We start from the raw sequence: 17,285 nt of genomic DNA, 5'->3' as shown, positions 1-17,285 counted from the left end.
GGTGACCGCGGCGCTGCTGTTCGTGCTGGGCGGCCCGCCGCTGCTGCGCTGGATCCCGGCGACCGACATCGCGCGGATGCACGTCGACTTCGACACCTTCCGGGCCTCGGCGTACGCGCTGCTCCAGCACGGTCCGGGCAGCGCCGCGATCTACGACACCGGCGCCCGGCTGCACAACCTCAACCCGCCGCTGCTGTCGGTGCTGCTCGCGCCGCTGGCCCTGCTCGACCCGGTCACCGGCTACCGGCTGCTGACGGCGCTGTCGGTGCTGCTCGTCGTCGGGTCGGTGCTGCTGGTCTGCCGGGAGCTGCGGCTCGGCCGTCGGTGGACGACCGGTGCGCTCGTGGTGGTGCTGGCGTCGTCGCCGCTGCACGGCACGCTGCTGCTGGGCCAGATCTACCCGCTGCTGCTGGCCGGGCTGACCGCGGGCTGGGTCGCCGAACGGCGCGGGCATCCACTGCTGGCCGCCGTCTGCTACGGCGTGACGGTCGCCCTCAAGCCCTCGCTCGCGCCGGTGCTGCTGCTCCCCGCGGTGCAGGCCCGTCGGCGGCCGTTCCTGGCCGGGATCGCCGCCGCGGCGGTCGCGACGCTGGTCGGCGTCGCCGTCGCCGGGTGGCCGACGGCGTTCCAGTGGCTGACGATGGCGCTGGCCGAGCCGGTCGGCCCCACCCCGGACAACGCGTCCCTGCCGGGCCAGGCGCTCCGCTGGGGGGTCCCGACCGTCGTCGGCACCCTGGTGGGCGCGGCGATCGTGGTCGGCACGCTCGTCCACCTCGGGCGGCGCACCCGCCGGTACGGCCCCGACCCGGCCGCGGGCACCGACCCGGGTGGGACGGCGCTGTTCGCCGTGCTCGCCACCGGTCTGCTGGCGGCGCCGATCGCCTGGCACAACTACCTGCTGCTGCTCCTGCCGGGGCTGCTGGCGCTCGCCGCGTCCGGGCGGGCGGGGGGACACGCGCCGCCGGGTCGTCGTCGCGATCGGGTGTGTCGCCGTCGTCCCGGTGAGCTGGTCCGACCTGTGGGCCGACGGCGGCTGGGCGACCCCGCTCGGACGGGCGCTCTACACGGCGGTGCTCCTGGCGACCTGGTGGTCCCTGCTGCGCCCGGCCGTCGGGCCGGTGCCCGGCGGTCCCGTCCGCACTGCGGACGAGCCGTCCCGCGCACCGGCCTGACGGTCCGGGCCCCACGGGATCAGTCGCCCGCGGTGGTCCCCGTGTCCGAGGCGCCCGTGCCGGAGCTCCCGTCGACGAACGAGCCGGTGCGCACCGCCCGGACACCGACGGTGCCGGGTGCGGGCGCGACCGAGGTGGAGACCGGACCGGGGTCCGGGGCGTCCTCGGCGTCGTCCGGCCCCGGGTCGACGAGGTCGGCGGGCGTGACGACGACCTGCAGGTCGTCGTCCGGGGTCGCCGGTGCCTCGACGTCGGTGTCCTCCGGCTCGTCGGGCAGCGCGGCGGCCGGCAGCGGCGGCGGGACCGTCGCGGCCGGGGCGGCCTCCTGTGCCGGGACGGACAGCACCGGGCCGCCGGTGTCCTCCGGCACCAGCCACAGCACCCCCGACGGCGGCAGCCGCAGCACCGCCGACGCGGGCTGGCCGTGCCACATGACCTGCTCGGCGCGCACCCGGCCCAGGTTGCCCACCCCGGACCCGCCGTAGGCCGACGCGTCGGTGTTGACGACCTCGGTCCAGTTCCCGGCGAACGGCAGCCCCACCCGGTAGTCCTCACGCGGGGCACCGGAGAAGTTCGCGACGCAGGCCAGCACGGTGGCACGGCCCTCGGCGTCGACGCCGTGGCGCAGGAACGAGAACACGTTGCCCTGCGCGTCGTTGGCGTCGATCCAGGCGAAACCGTCCGGGGTGGTGTCCCGCGACCACAGTGCGGACTGCGCGCGGTAGGTCCGGTTCAGGTCCGCGACGAGCGTGGTGATCCCGCCGTGCAGCGGGTCGTCGCTCTGCAGGTGCCAGTCCAGCGACCGCTGCTCGGACCACTCGCGCGGCTGCCCGAACTCACCGCCCATGAACAGCAGCTGCTTGCCGGGGTGCGCCCACATGTAGGCCAGCAGCGCACGGACCCCGGCGGCCTTGTTCCAGTCGTCGCCGGGCATCCGGGTCCACAGCGACCCCTTGCCGTGCACGACCTCGTCGTGGCTGATCGGCAGCACGTAGTTCTCGCTGAACGCGTACATCAGCGAGAACGTCATCTGGTTGTGGTGGTAGCTGCGGTGGATGGGGTCGCGCCCGGTGTAGTCGAGCGTGTCGTGCATCCAGCCCATGTTCCACTTGAGCCCGAACCCGAGACCGCCCATGTAGGTGGGCCGGGTGACGCCCGGCCAGGCGGTGGACTCCTCGGCGATCGTCACGACGCCCGGGTGCTCCCGGTAGACGGTCGCGTTCATCTCCTGCAGGAACGCGACCGCGTCGAGGTTCTCCCGGCCACCGTGGACGTTCGGCAGCCACTGGCCGTCGGCACGGGAGTAGTCCAGGTAGAGCATCGAGGCGACCGCGTCGACCCGCAGGCCGTCGATGTGGAAGGACTCCAGCCAGTACAGCGCGTTCGCGACGAGGAAGTTGCGCACCTCGTTGCGGCCGAAGTCGAACACGAGCGTGCCCCAGTCGGGCTGCTCGCCGCGGCGCGGGTCGGCGTGCTCGTAGCAGGCGGTGCCGTCGAACCGGGCCAGCGCCCACTCGTCGCGCGGGAAGTGCGCGGGAACCCAGTCGACGATCACGCCGTAGCCCGCCTGGTGCAGCCGGTCGACGAAGTACCGGAAGTCGTCGGGCGTGCCGAACCGCGAGGTCGGGGCGAAGTACGACGTCACCTGGTAGCCCCAGGACCCGCCGAACGGGTGCTCGGCCACGGGCAGCAGCTCGACGTGGGTGAACCCGGTGGTGTCCAGGTAGGCCACCAGCCGCTCGGCGATCTCGCGGTAGTCCAGGCCCGGCACCCAGGAGCCGAGGTGCATCTCGTAGATGCTCATCGGCTCCTCGTGCGGGCGGACCTGCGCGCGGGCGGTCATCCACGCGTCGTCGCCCCACTCGTGGACGTCGCGGGTCACGACCGACGCCGTCTGCGGCGGGATCTCGGTGGCGAAGGCCATCGGGTCGGCCTTGTCACGCCACCGGCCGTCGGGGCCCAGGATGCGGAACTTGTAGCGGTCGCCGACACCGACGCCGGGCAGGAACAGCTCCCAGACCCCGGAGCTGCCCAGTGAGCGCATCGGCAGCGCCCAGCCTGCCCAGCCGTCGAAGTCACCGGTGACCCGCACACCGCGGGCGTTCGGGGCCCAGACGGCGAAGCTGGTCCCGGCGACCGGGCCGGACGGGGTCTCGTAGTCCCGGACGTGTGCGCCGAGGACGTCCCACAGTCGTTCGTGCCGTCCCTCGCCGATGAGGTGCAGGTCCATGTCGCCGAGCGTCGGCAGCCAGCGGTACGGGTCGTCGACCGTCTGCTCGGTCGTGCCGCCGGCGCCGTCGCCGTAGGTCACGAGCAGCCGGTAGTCGCCGCCGGAGCCGGGGACGAGGCCGGAGAACAGTCCGGCGTCGTGCACCCTCGTCAGCTCGCAGGCCTGCGCGCGGTCACCGTTCGGCAGCACCGCCACCGAGACGGCGTGCGGCCGCAGGACACGGACCACGGTGCCGTCGACGTGCGGATGCGCGCCGAGGACCGAGTGGGGGTCGTGGTGGGCACCGCCCAGGAGCCGGTCGGTCGTCGCCGGGTCCGGTGCGTACGCATCGGTCTCGGAGCGGGTCGCTCGGGTCTCCTCGGAGGTCACGGCGGAACCGTACTGCGAGTGACGGATGCTCGCCGCGTGCGGTCGCACAGTGTTGCCGGATCGCAGTCGAGCGTGAGCGGAGCCGGGTCAGCCCCGCCCGCGCCGTCGCCGGTGGCGCCGCAGTGCCCGTTCGAGGACCGCCTGCAGCGCGACGGCGGCGTCGTCCCAGGTCTGCTCGGCGGCGCGGGCGCGCACCGCGTCGGAGCGCTGCGTCCACGTCGTGTCCAGCCCGCGCACGGCGGCGGCGAACCCGGCGTCGTCACCCGGTGCGACGAACACCCCGGCGTCGCCCGCGACCTCGCGGAAGGCCGGGATGTCGGTGACCACGACCGGGCAGCCCCGCGCCATGGCCTCCAGCATCGGGAGCCCGAAACCCTCGTCGCGGGAGGCGGAGACCAGCGCGGTGGCGCCGTCGAGCAGGGCGCGGTAGCCGTCGTCGTCGTCGACGCCGTCGTGGAACACCGGCCGGGCCGGCGCGGCGAGCAGCTCCAGCTCCGTGCGCACCCCCGGCGGGACGGGGGAGACCAGGTGGAGCTCGTGGTCCGGCAGCCGGGCCGCGGCCCTGGCCAGCGTCGCGACGTCCTTGTAGGGCATGAACGACCCGGCGTAGACGATCCGGTTCCCCGACGGGCGGGACCGCGTCGGCGTGCCGGGCGGCAGGTGGAAGTCGGTGGCGTCCGGCACGACGGAGACCTCCCGGCGCGACAGCCGGTGCCCCGCGACCAGGGCCGCGGTCGCGGCGGACACGCACGCGACGGCGTCGGCGCCGGCCAGCAGCAGCCGCTGCGGCCACCACGACAGGTGGTAGGCCCGCCACACCGCCCGCACCGGGGCGGGCAGCCACGGCGGCGGCGCCGGGTGCCGGTAGTAGATGAGGTCGTGCACGGTCAGCACGACCGCGTAGCGGCGGCCCAGCGTGCCCATCGTCTGCATCGGACTGAAGACGACCGCATCGGGTGACCCGTCGGTGCCGTCGGTGCCGGACGTCCCGGCGGTGCCGTGGGTGCCGGACGTCCCGGCGAGGATCCGGTTCACCCGCCGCGCGACCAGCGGCTCCCCGGCCCCGGTCGGCGACGGCAGGGTGTGCGCGGGCCGGTCGGGCAGCCCGTCGCGCTGGCGCGGGTCGGACACCAGCAGCTCCACCGGGGTGATCCGGTCCAGCGCGCGGACCAGTCCGGTGGTGTAGCGGCCGATGCCGTCCGGGCGTCCGGGACGGATGTAGCGGCAGTCGACGAGCACCCTCACCGCTGCAGGAAACCCCGTATCTCCCGGGCCGCCCACGCCGGGGCCTCGTAGTGCACGAGATGGCCGGTGCGGGGCAGCAGGACCAGCCGGGCGTCGGCGAAGGCGGCGGCGAGCGCGTGCTGCCCGGCCGGTGGGGCGACCCGGTCGCGGGCCCCGGCCAGCAGCAGCGTCGGCACCGTGATGCGGGGTGCCCACGGCCGCACCGAGCCGGAACCGGCGGCGCGGAAGCACTCGAGCAGCGACGCCGTCGTGGCGAAGGTGCCGAAGTGGGCACGGTGCTCGTCGGAGATCCAGTGCCGCAGCAGCGGGTCGCGGGTGGTGGTCATCGAGACGGTCGCGGCGTCGGCGAGCAGCCGGTGGCGCAGCACGCCGTCGAGGCCGAGCCGGGCGGCTCCCTCGTGGAGCAGCGCGGTGGCCGCCGTCCCGAGGCCGGTGATGCCGCCGGCACCCGAGGCGGGCTCGGCGATCGGGTTGACCAGCACCAGGGCCCGGGGGGTGGTCGCGGCCGCGGCGCAGACGGCCGCGGCGACGATCGACCCGAACGAGTGCCCCAGCAGCACCGTGTCCGGGCCGAGGTCGGCGAGCAGCGCCGAGGCCCATCGGGCGTAACCGTCGACGTCGTGGGTGCGGTCGGTGAACGGTGGTGACGCCCCGAACCCGGGCAGGTCCGGCACGACGACCCGATACCCGGTCAGCCGCGACGCCAGCGGCGCGAGCCCGTGGTGGCTGCCGCGCAGTCCGTGCAGCGCCAGCACCGGCGCCCCGTCCGGGTCGCCGAAGGTGTGCACGACGGTGCGGGCACCGTCGACCGGGCGCTCGAGGGCGGGCGTGAGCGTGGCGGTCACCGCCGGGTGTCCGCGTGCCGGCGGGCGCGGCGCCCCGAGCGGAACGCACGCACCGGGACGACCGGGCGGGCCTTCGTCCGGTACAGCTCCTCGAAGGTGTCCACCGTGGCCGCCAGCGAGTGCTCGGACGCGATCCGCAGGCTGGCCGCCCCCAGCACGGCGGCGCCGTCGGGGTCACCGAGCACCCGGGCCAGCCGGTCGGCGAGCGCGGTGACGTCGCCGTGCGGGTAGCGCCAGCCGTTCTCGCCGGGGCGGGCCAGGTGCGGCAGCGCACCCGCGTCGACGGCGACGACCGGCTTCCCGGTCGCCATCGCCTCCAGCGTGACCAGGCTCTGCAGCTCGGCGGTGCCGGCGTTGCAGAACACGTCCAGGGCCGGGTAGACGTCGGGGATCTCGTCGTCGGTGAGCCGGCCGGTGAAGGTGACCGCGTGCTCCAGGTGCTGGGCGCGGACCAGCGCGCCCAGCCGGGCCCGCTCCTCGCCGTCGCCGACGACGACCAGCTGCGCGTCGGGCACCGCACCGGCGCGCAGCAGCGCGGTGGCGCGGACCAGCTCGTCGACGTGCTTCTCCCGGTCCAGCCGCCCGACGAAGCCGACCAGCGGCACGTCGGCGGGAATGCCGTGCCGGGCCCGGAACGCGGGCCCGCGACCGGTGGTGTCGGGCCGGAAGCGGCCGAGGTCCAGACCGTTGGACACCGGCAGCACCGGGCCGGGGACACCGCCCTGCTCGGCCATCGACGCGGCCAGCGGGGTCGGCGCGGTGACCAGCCCCGCCCGGCTGAGCACGCGCACCGCGTCCCACCAGAACAGCTTCTTGAGCCCGGACTCCGGCAGGTGCAGGAAGCTGATCGCCGGGATGATGTTCTCCGGGATCATGTGCGTGGTCGCCATCGACGGGACGCCGAGGTCGGCGGCCGCGGTGAGCAGCATCCGGCCCAGCACCATGTGGCTCTGCACGTGCACGACGTCGGGCCGGACCCGGCGCAGGATCGCGCGGCAGGTCTGGCGCAGCCCGGGCGGCGGGCAGAGCCGGAAGCCCGGCGGCTTGGGGACGCGGCAGGAGCGGACCCGGTGTTCGATCACCGGCCCGACCCGGCACGGCGGCCTGCTGCGCAGGCCGCGCGAGGGCGCGACCACGTGCACCTCGTGCCCGCGGGCGGCGAGCTCGGCCGCCAGCCGCTGGCCGGCGTAGCTGGCCCCGTTGACGTCCGGTGCCCAGGTGTCGGCCCCGATCAGGACGCGCACGCGTTCTCCTTCCGCGAGGTCGTGGCACGCACCCACAGCGCGCGCCCGGCCACGAGCACCAGGCCCACGCCCAGCCCCACCGCCACGATGATCCACGGCCGGTCGGCCAGCTCCGCGGCGAACCGGCCCCCGACCACCCAGCCGATCCCGACCAGCAGCGCCGAACGCACCGCCGTCAGCGGGACCACCCAGGCCACGAACCGCCGGTACGACACCCCGGCCAGGCCGATGGCCAGGAACGCGGGGATCGCGCCGACGTCCACCAGTTTCGCGCCCAGCACCACCCTGCCCGGACGGCCCCCCACCTTTGCGCGCAGCACCTCCCGGCGACCCGCGGTCAGACCCAGCCGGACCAGCAGCGGAGCGATGCCCGGGCGGCGCCCGCCGCGGCCGAGGACGTAGAAGACGGTGTCGGCGACGACGTCGGCGGCGAAGGCCACCAGCCACACCGCCCACCAGTCGAGCAGCCCGGCCCCGGCGAGCGAGCCCGCGACGACGCTGACCACCGGGCCCTCCACCAGCACACCGAGGAAGAGCACAGCGAGCGTCACGCCGAGCGTGGGCCCGTCGGGCCGCTGGACCAGGCCCAGGACGCCGTCCAGACCGTCCACACCGAGCAGACCGGCCGGGGTCACGACAGGTCCCCGGGCCGTGTGGTGGGTGGTCGTCTCACGGTGGATGTCCTCCTGGTCGGGGAGGATTCCACGATCCCGTGCCGGGCCGCCCGGGGAGTCGGGCGTCGCCCCGGCGTCGTGGCGCGGAAGCTCCGGTGACCACCGGGTGTCGCCGGCGGCCCGGAGTTGCTACGCGGTGGTGTCCCGCTCGATCGCGGCGAGCGGGATGGGCAGCCAGGTCGGACGGCTACGGGTCTCGTAGAGCACCTGGTAGACGGCCTTGTCCAGCTCGTAGGCCCGCAGCAGCGCGGCGTGCGCGCGCGGGTCCTCACCGGCGCGGGCGGCGTAGCCCGCGCAGAACGCGTCGCGGTTCGCGGCCGACCAGTCGTGAGCCAGGCGCGCCTCGGCGGTGTCCGAACCGAGACCTGCCTCGGGCGTGTCGGACCGGGTCAGCAGGTGGTGGAAGGCTGCGTAGTCGAAGGAGAACAGCATCCCGACGACGTCGCGCACCGCGGAGTCCGGCGCGCGCCGCTCCTGCGGGGAGGCGGCGGGCTCGCCCTCGAAGTCGATGATCAGCCAGCGGCCGTCCGGGCGGCGCAGGGTCTGGCCGAGGTGCAGGTCGCCGTGCACCCGCTGCACGACGACGGGCGCGCCCAGCGCGGCCACCTCGTCGTAGACGGCGCGGATGGCGGGCACGTGCGGGGCGAGCACGGGCACCTGGTCGGCGATCTCGGTGCACCGCCGGGTCCAGTACGCCGCCAGCTCACGCGGGTCGGCCTCGCTGGTCCCGAGCTCGGCCCGCAGCGCGACGTGCACGTCGGCGAGTGCCTCGCCGAGCGCGCGGGCCTCGCCGGTGAAGTCGACCCGGTCGCGCACGGCCGCGGTGGCCCGTTCCCACCCGTCGTGGGAGCCGGCGGCGAACTCCTGCAGCAGCGCGAAGGTGGCGGGCGCCCCGTCGAGGACGCCCTCGATCCCGCCCTGCAGCGCCGCGACCGAGGTCGACCCGGCCGCGCGCAGCGCCCGGTGCAGCTCCAGGTCGGGGTTCAGGCCCGGCGACAGGCGCCGGTAGACCTTGAGGATGGAGCGCTCGCCCCAGCGGACCGAGGTGTTGGACTGCTCGGCGTCGACGACGCGGCCGGTCTCGGACAGCGGCAGGACGGCGCCCGGCTCGGGGACGAACGACAGGTCGCCGACGGTCGCGCCCTCGGCGACCAGCCGCAGCAGCAGCGCGGTGACGGCCGGGTCGTGCAGGCCGTCGTAGAGGACCTGCCCGTCGTGGTCGCCGATCGGTGCGGCCCCCACCGGGGCGTGCGGGGCACGGGCCAGCAGCAGCTGGTAGTGCCGGTCCGGGCCGTCGGCGAAGGACACGGCGAGGACCAGCACCTCGAGCCGGGTGACGCCCTCCGCGGTGGGCAGCGGGTGCCGTGCCGCGACGGCGACGCCGGTCAGCGGGCGCCCCTTCTCGGCGAACCAGCGACGCCCGGGCAGCCAGTCGCGCAACAGCCCCGGGAGCGTCGTCAGGTCCTCGGATGCTTCGCTCGGCCGCACGCGTCGTCCCCCTCCTGCCGGGCCGTCCGCCCGGCGTGTGACACCCACCGCGGACGTCTCGGGGGACCGCCCGCACCACGTCGGAGCACCGGGCGGAGCCCCCCGGGCCCGCAGGTGAAAACCCTAACCGGGACAGGCCGACCCGGCCGGGTCAGGACGTCGGGTGGGCGGTACTGTCCGTGTCGGATCGACCACCCGTTGGTCACGGGCGGTGATCGCGCTTCCGTCCGGCATCCCCGTGCCCGGAAACCCATACTGGACGTGGTGCCCGCGGGTACCCCGCGACGGTGCGCACGCGCCCGCGTGCGGATCTCCGTCGCAGGGCGCACCGTGGGCCCGACGTGCCCAGTACCTGCCCTGACCTGCCCCCAGAGCGACCGGAGGACCGGCGGCGTGACCGAGCGAGAGTCGAAGGCCGACATCCCCCCGACGATCCCGGAGACCCAGGCCCGGATCACCCCGGCCGATCCGCTCGCCGCCGTCGAACCGGTGCCCGCCGAGGCCGAACACGTCCCGGAGCCACCGGACGTGAACTTCGTCGAGTACTACCACGAAGCACGCCCGCGCACGCTGCGTCACCGGGCCCGGGTGCGGTCCACGGTGCGGCGCCGCTCGGTGGCCCAGGACGGGCCGGCGTCGGGGGAGAACCCGGTCTACGTGTCGTGGCTGCTGTCCCAGTCGATGCTCGGCCACGCCGACGAGCTGGCCCGCCAGTTCTCCGGGCAGGGCTCGATGTGGCAGAACCCCTACGCCAGCCCCGGGCCGCGACACGCGGTCGAGACGGCGTCGGTGTGGTTCACCGCCTACCCGATCTCGCTGATCACCGCCTCAGGCGAGTCGTTCCTGGCCGCCCTCGGCGACGAGGAGCTGTGGCAGGCGTTCGAGACGATCGGCATCGAGGGCGTCCACACCGGGCCGGTGAAGAAGGCGGGCGGGCTCTCGGGCTGGCAGCCCACCCCGAGCGTCGACGGCCACTTCGACCGCATCTCCAACGAGCTCGACCCGGCTTTCGGCACCGAGGAGGAGTTCCGCGCGATGTGCGCGACCGCCACCTGGCACGGCGGCACGATCATCGACGACATCGTCCCCGGCCACACCGGCAAGGGCCCGGACTTCCGGCTCGCCGAGCTCGCCTACGGCGACTACCCGGGCATCTACCACATGGTCGAGATCGAACCGTCCGACTGGGGGATGCTGCCCGACGTGCCGCCGGGGAAGGACTCGGCCAACCTCGACGCCGCGACCGAGGAGGCGCTGGAGAAGGCCGGTTACATCGTCGGCCGGCTGCAGCGGGTCATCTTCTACCGCGAGGGCGTGAAGGAGACCAACTGGTCGGCGACCGGTGAGGTCACCGGCGTCGACGGCGTCGTACGGCGCTGGGTGTACCTGCACTACTTCAAGGACGGCCAGCCGTCGGTCAACTGGCTGGACCCGACCTTCGCGGGCATGCGGATGGTCATCGGCGACGCCCTGCACTCGCTGGCCGACCTCGGGTCGGGTGCGCTGCGCCTGGACGCGAACGGCTTCCTCGGCGTGGAGAAGGCGGGCTCCGGCAACCCCGGCTGGTCCGAGGGCCACCCGCTGTCCGAGGCCGCGAACCACCTCATCGCGAGCATGGTCCGCAAGGTCGGCGGGTTCACCTTCCAGGAGCTGAACCTGACCGTCGACGACATCAAGGTCACCTCCGAGGCGGGCGCGGACCTGTCCTACGACTTCATCAACCGCCCCGCCTACCACCACGCGCTCGCGACCTCGGACACCGAGTTCCTGCGGCTGACCCTGCGCACCGCGCTGGACCTGGGCGTCGACCCGGCGTCGCTGGTGCACGCGCTGCAGAACCACGACGAGCTGACCTACGAGCTCGTGCACTGGACCGCGGGGCACACCGAGGAGCTGTTCCACTTCCGCGGTGAGGAGATGCGCGGCGGGGACCTGGCCGACACGATCCGCCGCGACCTGTGCGACGTGCTCACCGGGCCGGACGCGCCCTACAACCTGATCTTCACGACCAACGGGATCGCCTGCACCACCGCGACCGTCATCGCCGCGTCGCTCGGCATCTCCGCGCTCGACGACATCGGGCCCGACGACGTCGAGCGCATCCGGCGGGTGCACCTGCTGCTGGTCATGTTCAACGCCTTCCAGCCCGGGGTCTTCGCGCTGTCGGGCTGGGACCTGCTCGGGATGCTGACGCTGCCGCCGGAGTCGGTCTCGGACCTGCTGAACTCCGGGGACACCCGGTGGATCTCGCGGCCCGCGCACGACCTGATGGGACGCCGGCCGGGTGCCGAGCGGTCCTCGTCGGGCATGCCCCGCGGGCGCAGCCTCTACGGGTCGCTGCCCGACCAGCTGGCCGACGAGACGAGCTTCGTCCGCCAGATGCAGGCCATCCTGGCCGTGCGCAAGCGCTCCGGGGTGGCGACGGCCCGCCAGGTCGACGTGCCGGACGTGTCGCACCGCGGCCTGCTGGTGATGGTGCACCTGCTCGACGACGACCGGACCAGCGTGACCGTCCTGAACTTCGCCGACGAGCAGGTGGACGCGTTCGTCCGGTCCGAGCACCTGGCGCCGGGCGCGACGGTCACCGACCTGTTCTCCGGCGAGGACCTGGGGGTCGTCGACGACCTGAACGGGTTCCGGATCGGGATGTCGCCGTTCCGGGCGACCGCCGTCGTCCTGGAGCCCCCGGCCGAGGACGCGGGAGCCGCCTGAGCCCTACCGCATGAACGGGCCCCTCGTACGAGGGGCCCGTTCACGCGACGAGGGGTTGGGGCTCAGAGCAGCGGGGCCTGCGCCGGCAGCGCGATCACGTGCGCGACGTGGTCGGTCGGGACCAGCCGCACGAAGTTGTACTCGCCCCAGCGGTAGGTCTCGCCCGACACCTCGTCGTGCACCTCGACGACGTCGGTGTAGCGCAGCCCCAGCGCCGGCATGTCCAGCTTCAGGGTGCCCTGCTGCGGCGCGTGCGAGTCCAGCGTGCACACCACCAGCACCTGGTCGCCGGTGGACGGGTCCAGCTTGGAGAACGCGATGATGTTGGTGTTGTCCACCTCGTGGAAGTGGATCTCGCGCAGCTGCTGGAGCGCCGGGTGGGCGCGGCGGATCTCGTTGAGCCGGGTCAGGTACGGCTCCAGCGAGCGGCCCTGGTTCAGGGCGGACTCGAAGTCCCGCGGACGCAGCTCGTACTTCTCCGAGTCCAGGTACTCCTCGCTGCCCGGCTTGACCGGGGTGCCCTCGTACAGCTCGAAGCCGGAGTAGACGCCCCAGGTGGGCGCCATCGTCGCGGCCAGGGTCGCCCGGATCGCGAACATCGCCGGGCCACCGGTCTGCAGCGACTCGTGGAGGATGTCCGGGGTGTTGGTGAACAGGTTGGGGCGGCACTCGTCGGCGTGCTCGGCGTGCATCGTCGCGAAGTCGGCGAGCTCCTCGGCCTCGGTCCGCCACGTGAAGTACGTGTAGGACTGGGTGAAGCCCAGCCGCGCCAGCCCGAACAGCCGGGCCGGGCGGGTGAACGCCTCGGCCAGGAACAGCACCTCCGGGTGGGTCCGCTTGACCTCCCAGATCAGCCAGTGCCAGAAGTTCGGCGGCTTGGTGTGCGGGTTGTCGACCCGGAAGATCTTCACCCCGTGCTCGACCCACTTCAGCACCACGCGCAGGCACTCGGCGTAGATGCCGGCCGGGTCGCGGTCGAAGTTGAGCGGATAGATGTCCTGGTAGCGCTTCGGCGGGTTCTCCGCGTAGGCGATCGTCCCGTCCGGGCGCACGGTGAACCACTCCGGGTGCTCGGTGACCCAGGGGTGGTCGGGCGCGCACTGCAGCGCCAGGTCGAGCGCGACCTCCATGCCGAGCTCGTTCGCCCGCGCGACGAACGCGTCGAAGTCGTCGAAGTCGCCCAGCTCCGGGTCGATCGCGTCGTGCCCGCCCGCGGCCGAGCCGATCGCCCACGGGGAGCCGACGTCGCCCGGCTCGGCGTGGGTGGAGTTGTTGCGGCCCTTGCGGTGCACCGTGCCGACCGGGTGGATCGGCGGCAGGTAGACGACGTCGAAGCCCATCCGCGCGACGCGGTCGAGCTCCTTCGACGACGTCGCGAACGTGCCGTGCACCGGGCGGCCGGTCTCGTCGCGGCCGCCGGTGGAGCGGGGGAAGAACTCGTACCAGGACCCGTACAGCGCACGGGGCCGGTCGACGAAGATCGTCCGCTCCGGGCCGCGGGTGATGAGCTCCCGGACGGGGCGCTCGGTCATGATCGCGACGACGGCGTCGAACAGGGCCGGGGCGACCCGCGCGCGCAGCGGCAGCGCGGTGTCCCGCAGCGTGTTCGCGGCGCCGAGCAGCAGGTCGCGGTTCTCGGACTCGGCCGGGCGACGCCCGACCCTGGCGAGCAGCCGCGCGCCGATCTCGAGGTCGTTGGCCAGCTCCTCGGCCGTCTGGCCCGCGGCGATCTTCTTCTCCACCGCCGAGCGCCAGGTCGCCCACGGGTCGCTCCACGCGTCGACGCGGAAGGTCCAGCGACCCTCGGCGTCGGGGCGGACCCAGGCCACGAAGCGGTCGGTGCCCACCCCGTCGGGCTGCATCCGCACGTACTGCGCGTCCCCCGGCGTCCCGTCGGCCGACAGCGGGGTGAACACGACGTTCGCCGCGACGGCGTCGTGTCCCTCCCGCCACACGGTCGCCCGGATCGGGACGACCTCACCGACCACGGCCTTCGCCGGGTCTCCGCTCTGCACGAACGGGGTCACGTCGTCGATTCCGAGCCGACCGGTCATCGGCTGCACCCCCAGGAAATTGTCACCGTCGGTAGAAGTCCCCACCAGAGTCGAGACGGCCAGTCTGACGCCGCCACGTCACCTGTCGCCACACCCGCGGGACCATCGGCGTGAACGGATCGGAACGGATGTGGACGGAACCGATTCGACGTGCACGGACCCACCGATCCCGCGGCAGTGCGACCCTACCGGTGAGACCCCGTCCCGGCCGGGCGGGACGCCGCGTGCGTGTCGGTGTTCCCGGCTACCCTCGCGGCCGTGAGAGCCCTCCGCCGTTTCACCGTCCGTGCCCAGCTCCCCGCTCCGCTCGCGCCGCTGCAGACACTGGCGACGAACCTGCGGTGGACCTGGCACGCGCCGACCCGGGACCTGTTCGCCTCCCTCGACCCCGACGCGTGGGACGCCTGCGGCCACGACCCGGTCCGCCTGCTGGGTGAGATCCCCACCGCGCGGCTGGCCGAGCTCGCCGCGGACGAGGCGGTCGCCGCCGAGGTCGCCGAGCGGGCCGCGGAGCTGGAGACCTACCTGTCCGAGCCGCGCTGGTACGCCGAGGCCGGCGCGGACAGGCCGTCGGCGGTCGCGTACTTCTCGATGGAGTTCGGCGTCTCGGAGGTGCTGCCGAACTACTCCGGCGGGCTCGGCGTGCTCGCCGGTGACCACCTCAAGGCCGCCTCCGACCTGGGCGTCCCGCTCGTCGCGGTGGGGCTGCTGTACCGGTCGGGGTACTTCCGCCAGTCGCTGTCGCTCGACGGCTGGCAGCTCGAGCACTATCCGGCGATCGACCCGCAGGGGCTGCCGCTGCAGCTGCTCACCGACCCCTCCGGCGCGCCGGAGCTCGTCGAGGTCGCGATGCCGGGGGACCGCACGCTGCACGCGCGGATCTGGCAGGCCGCGGTCGGGCGGGTCCCGCTGCTGCTGCTCGACACCGACATCGCCGAGAACGCCGCGGAGAGCTCCGACGCCGGTGGCGGGGCGGACCTGCGCGGGGTGACCGACCGGCTCTACGGCGGCGACCAGAACCACCGCATCCAGCAGGAGATCCTGATCGGCGTCGGCGGGGTCCGTGCGGTCCGCGCGTTCTGCCGGCTCACCGGGCACCCGACGCCGGAGGTGTTCCACACCAACGAGGGGCACGCCGGGTTCCTCGGCTGTGAGCGGATCCGCGAGCTGTGCACCGGCTCGGCCGTGACGTCGAACGGCGCGGGCCCCGCGACGGCGTCGGCGTCGTCCGGCGGGCTGGACTTCGACGAGGCGCTCGCCGCCGTCCGTGCGGGCACGGTGTTCACCACCCACACCCCGGTGCCCGCGGGCATCGACAGGTTCGGCCTGGACCTCGTGCGGCACTACCTCACCGACCGGCTGCTGCCGGGCCTGCCGACCGACCGGCTCCTCGCGCTGGGCGCCGAGGAGGATCCCGAGACGTTCAACATGGCGCACATGGGCCTGCGCCTGGCCCAGCGGGCGAACGGCGTCTCGCGGCTGCACGGCAGCGTCTCCCGGGAGATGTTCGGCGGGCTGTGGGCCGGGTTCGACCGCGACGAAGTGCCGATCGGCTCGGTCACCAACGGCGTGCACGGTCCCACCTGGGAGGCCCACCAGGTCACCGAGATGCTCGGCGAGCCGGGCAGCAGCGCCGCCGACGTGTCCGACGCCGAGGTCTGGGGGCTGCGCAACACGCTGCGGTCCCGGCTGGTCGACGAGGTCCGTCGCCGGGTCCGCGCCGCCTGGCTGGAGCGGGGCGCCTCCGAGCCGGAGCTGGGCTGGACCGACCACGTTTTCGACCGCGACGTGCTCACCGTCGGCTTCGCCCGCCGGGTCCCCACCTACAAGCGGCTCACCCTGATGCTGCGCGACGCCGACCGGCTCCGCAGCCTGCTGCTCGACCCGCAGCAGCCGGTGCAGCTCGTCGTCGCGGGGAAGTCGCACCCCGCCGACGACGGCGGCAAGGCGCTCATCCAGCAGATCGTGCGCTTCGCCGACGACGCCGGCGTGCGCCACCGCATCGTGTTCCTGCCCGACTACGACATGTCGATGGCGCGCTACCTCTACTGGGGCTGCGACGTCTGGCTGAACAACCCGCTGCGCCCGCTGGAGGCCTGCGGCACCTCGGGCATGAAGTCCGCGCTCAACGGCGGGCTGAACCTGTCCATCCGCGACGGCTGGTGGGACGAGTTCTACGACGGCGCCAACGGCTGGGCGATCCCCACCGCGGACGGCGTCGAGGACCCGACCCGGCGCGACGACCTCGAGGCGAACGCACTCTACGAGCTCATCGCCACCCAGGTCGGCCCGGCGTTCTACGACCGCGTCGACGGCGTCCCGCACCGCTGGGTCGAGATGGTCCGCCACACCCTCACCACCCTGCGGCCGAAGGTGCAGGCCACCCGGATGGTGCGGGAGTACGTGCAGGACTGGTACACCCCGGCCGCCCGCGCCGCTGCCGACGCGGCCGCGTCGGACTACGCCGTCGCCCGCGACATCGCGCTGTTCCGGGCCCGGCTGGACAAGGCGTGGAACCACGTCCGGATCACCGGCGTCGACGCGTCCGGGCTGCCCGACACCCCGGTCGTCGGGTCGCCGATGACGGTCCGGGCGGGGGTGGACCTGGCCGGGCTGGACCCGTCGGACGTGACGGTCGAGGCCGTCGTCGGGCGGGTCGACACCTCCGACGAGCTGGCGGACCCGGTGACCGTCGCGATGCAGCACCGCGGTGACGGGTCCTGGGAGGTCGCCGTGCCGCTGCCGCACGCGGGGCTCACCGGGTACACGGTGCGGGTGCTGCCGCACCACGCGCACCTGGCGTCGTCGGTCGAGCTGGGGCGGATCGTCCTGGCGGGCTGAGCCCGGCGGGTCCGTCCCCGGCGGCGGACCCGCTCAGCGGGCGGAGGTCGTCCGGTCGTGTCGAGGGCGGTCGTGCTCAGGAACCACAGACGTCGAGTGGGGGATGAGCGCCCGCCACCTCGCCGTGCCGCGGGACGTACACCTCAGCCGCCGCAGCACCCGCTGCCGCAGCAGCCCCCGCCGCCACCGGCCGGCGCCATCGCGGGCCGGGGCGCGGCACCGGACCGGCCGCCGAGCGCGATCGTCGACAGCAGCTTCACGGTGTCCGCGTGCCCGTGCGGGCAGTCCGCCGGGTCCGACGACGCGGCCATCGGCCGTTCGACCTCGAACGTCGTGCTGCACTCGCGGCAGCGGAACTCGTAGCGCGGCATGCGCGGAGCCTACGCCGCGGGCCGCGCCGCTCCCAGCCCT

At 74.1% G+C, this 17,285-nt stretch carries 10 protein-coding genes and 1 pseudogene; 3 read left to right on the top strand and 8 right to left on the bottom strand.

Annotation, left to right across the window (positions count from 1 at the left end; genetic code table 11):
- Positions 1 to 76: 76 nt before the first annotated feature.
- Positions 77 to 805: pseudogene (locus Ae717Ps2_RS39265) on the top strand (glycosyltransferase family 87 protein); the annotation flags it as partial.
- 386 nt (positions 806 to 1,191) lie between these two features.
- On the opposite strand, the gene glgB reads toward Ae717Ps2_RS39265, so the two are convergent.
- The 6 genes from glgB to Ae717Ps2_RS21165 form a co-directional block, all read right to left on the bottom strand.
- Positions 1,192 to 3,693, bottom strand: a complete 2,502-nt coding sequence (gene glgB / locus Ae717Ps2_RS21190; protein WP_337819579.1) for a 1,4-alpha-glucan branching protein GlgB — start codon at positions 3,691 to 3,693, stop codon at positions 1,192 to 1,194.
- A gap of 165 nt (positions 3,694 to 3,858) precedes the next feature.
- Positions 3,859 to 5,016, bottom strand: a complete 1,158-nt coding sequence (locus Ae717Ps2_RS21185; protein ID WP_075333815.1) for a glycosyltransferase family 1 protein — start codon at positions 5,014 to 5,016, stop codon at positions 3,859 to 3,861.
- Positions 5,013 to 5,861 (bottom strand): alpha/beta fold hydrolase, encoded by an 849-nt coding sequence (locus Ae717Ps2_RS21180; protein ID WP_075310543.1) that lies wholly within the window; start codon positions 5,859 to 5,861, stop codon positions 5,013 to 5,015. Before Ae717Ps2_RS21180 ends, Ae717Ps2_RS21185 begins: the two co-directional genes overlap by 4 nt.
- Entirely contained in the window at positions 5,858 to 7,105 is a 1,248-nt protein-coding gene (locus tag Ae717Ps2_RS21175) for a glycosyltransferase (protein ID WP_158071528.1), read from the bottom strand. Before Ae717Ps2_RS21175 ends, Ae717Ps2_RS21180 begins: the two co-directional genes overlap by 4 nt.
- Positions 7,093 to 7,740: a DedA family protein gene (locus tag Ae717Ps2_RS21170; protein ID WP_075310547.1), complete on the bottom strand. Its 648-nt coding sequence runs from the start codon at positions 7,738 to 7,740 to the stop codon at positions 7,093 to 7,095. The genes Ae717Ps2_RS21175 and Ae717Ps2_RS21170 overlap by 13 nt, the downstream gene beginning before the upstream one ends.
- A gap of 168 nt (positions 7,741 to 7,908) precedes the next feature.
- Positions 7,909 to 9,267 (bottom strand): aminoglycoside phosphotransferase, encoded by a 1,359-nt coding sequence (locus tag Ae717Ps2_RS21165; protein ID WP_198932220.1) that lies wholly within the window; start codon positions 9,265 to 9,267, stop codon positions 7,909 to 7,911.
- Positions 9,268 to 9,660: 393 nt separating this feature from the next.
- Between Ae717Ps2_RS21165 and treS the strand changes: the two genes are divergently transcribed.
- Positions 9,661 to 11,979, top strand: a complete 2,319-nt coding sequence (gene treS / locus Ae717Ps2_RS21160; protein WP_020627696.1) for a maltose alpha-D-glucosyltransferase — start codon at positions 9,661 to 9,663, stop codon at positions 11,977 to 11,979.
- Positions 11,980 to 12,041: 62 nt separating this feature from the next.
- On the opposite strand, the gene Ae717Ps2_RS21155 is transcribed toward treS, so the two are convergent.
- Positions 12,042 to 14,033: an alpha-1,4-glucan--maltose-1-phosphate maltosyltransferase gene (locus tag Ae717Ps2_RS21155; protein WP_075312885.1), complete on the bottom strand. Its 1,992-nt coding sequence runs from the start codon at positions 14,031 to 14,033 to the stop codon at positions 12,042 to 12,044.
- Between the two features lie 258 nt (positions 14,034 to 14,291).
- Here Ae717Ps2_RS21155 and glgP point away from each other — a divergent pair, with 258 nt between their 5' ends.
- Positions 14,292 to 16,874, top strand: coding sequence for an alpha-glucan family phosphorylase (glgP, locus tag Ae717Ps2_RS21150; protein WP_075334337.1), 2,583 nt, complete (start codon positions 14,292 to 14,294; stop codon positions 16,872 to 16,874).
- A gap of 143 nt (positions 16,875 to 17,017) precedes the next feature.
- On the opposite strand, the gene Ae717Ps2_RS21145 is transcribed toward glgP, so the two are convergent.
- Positions 17,018 to 17,245: a zinc ribbon domain-containing protein gene (locus Ae717Ps2_RS21145; protein ID WP_075333814.1), complete on the bottom strand. Its 228-nt coding sequence runs from the start codon at positions 17,243 to 17,245 to the stop codon at positions 17,018 to 17,020.
- Positions 17,246 to 17,285 lie beyond the last annotated feature (40 nt).

Origin of the sequence: Pseudonocardia sp. Ae717_Ps2 (genome assembly GCF_001932475.1) — a bacterium.
Taxonomy (GTDB): domain Bacteria; phylum Actinomycetota; class Actinomycetes; order Mycobacteriales; family Pseudonocardiaceae; genus Pseudonocardia.
The sequence above is the reverse complement of the archived record's forward strand: the minus strand, read 5'-3'. Positions and strand labels throughout refer to the sequence as shown.

Excerpts from the sequence above, each read along its gene's own strand:
- Ae717Ps2_RS21155 (WP_075312885.1), bottom strand. The coding sequence starts at position 14,033 with ATGACCGGTCGGCTCGGAATCGACGACGTGACCCCGTTCGTGCAGAGC.
- Ae717Ps2_RS21145 (WP_075333814.1), bottom strand. The coding sequence starts at position 17,245 with ATGCCGCGCTACGAGTTCCGCTGCCGCGAGTGCAGCACGACGTTCGAG.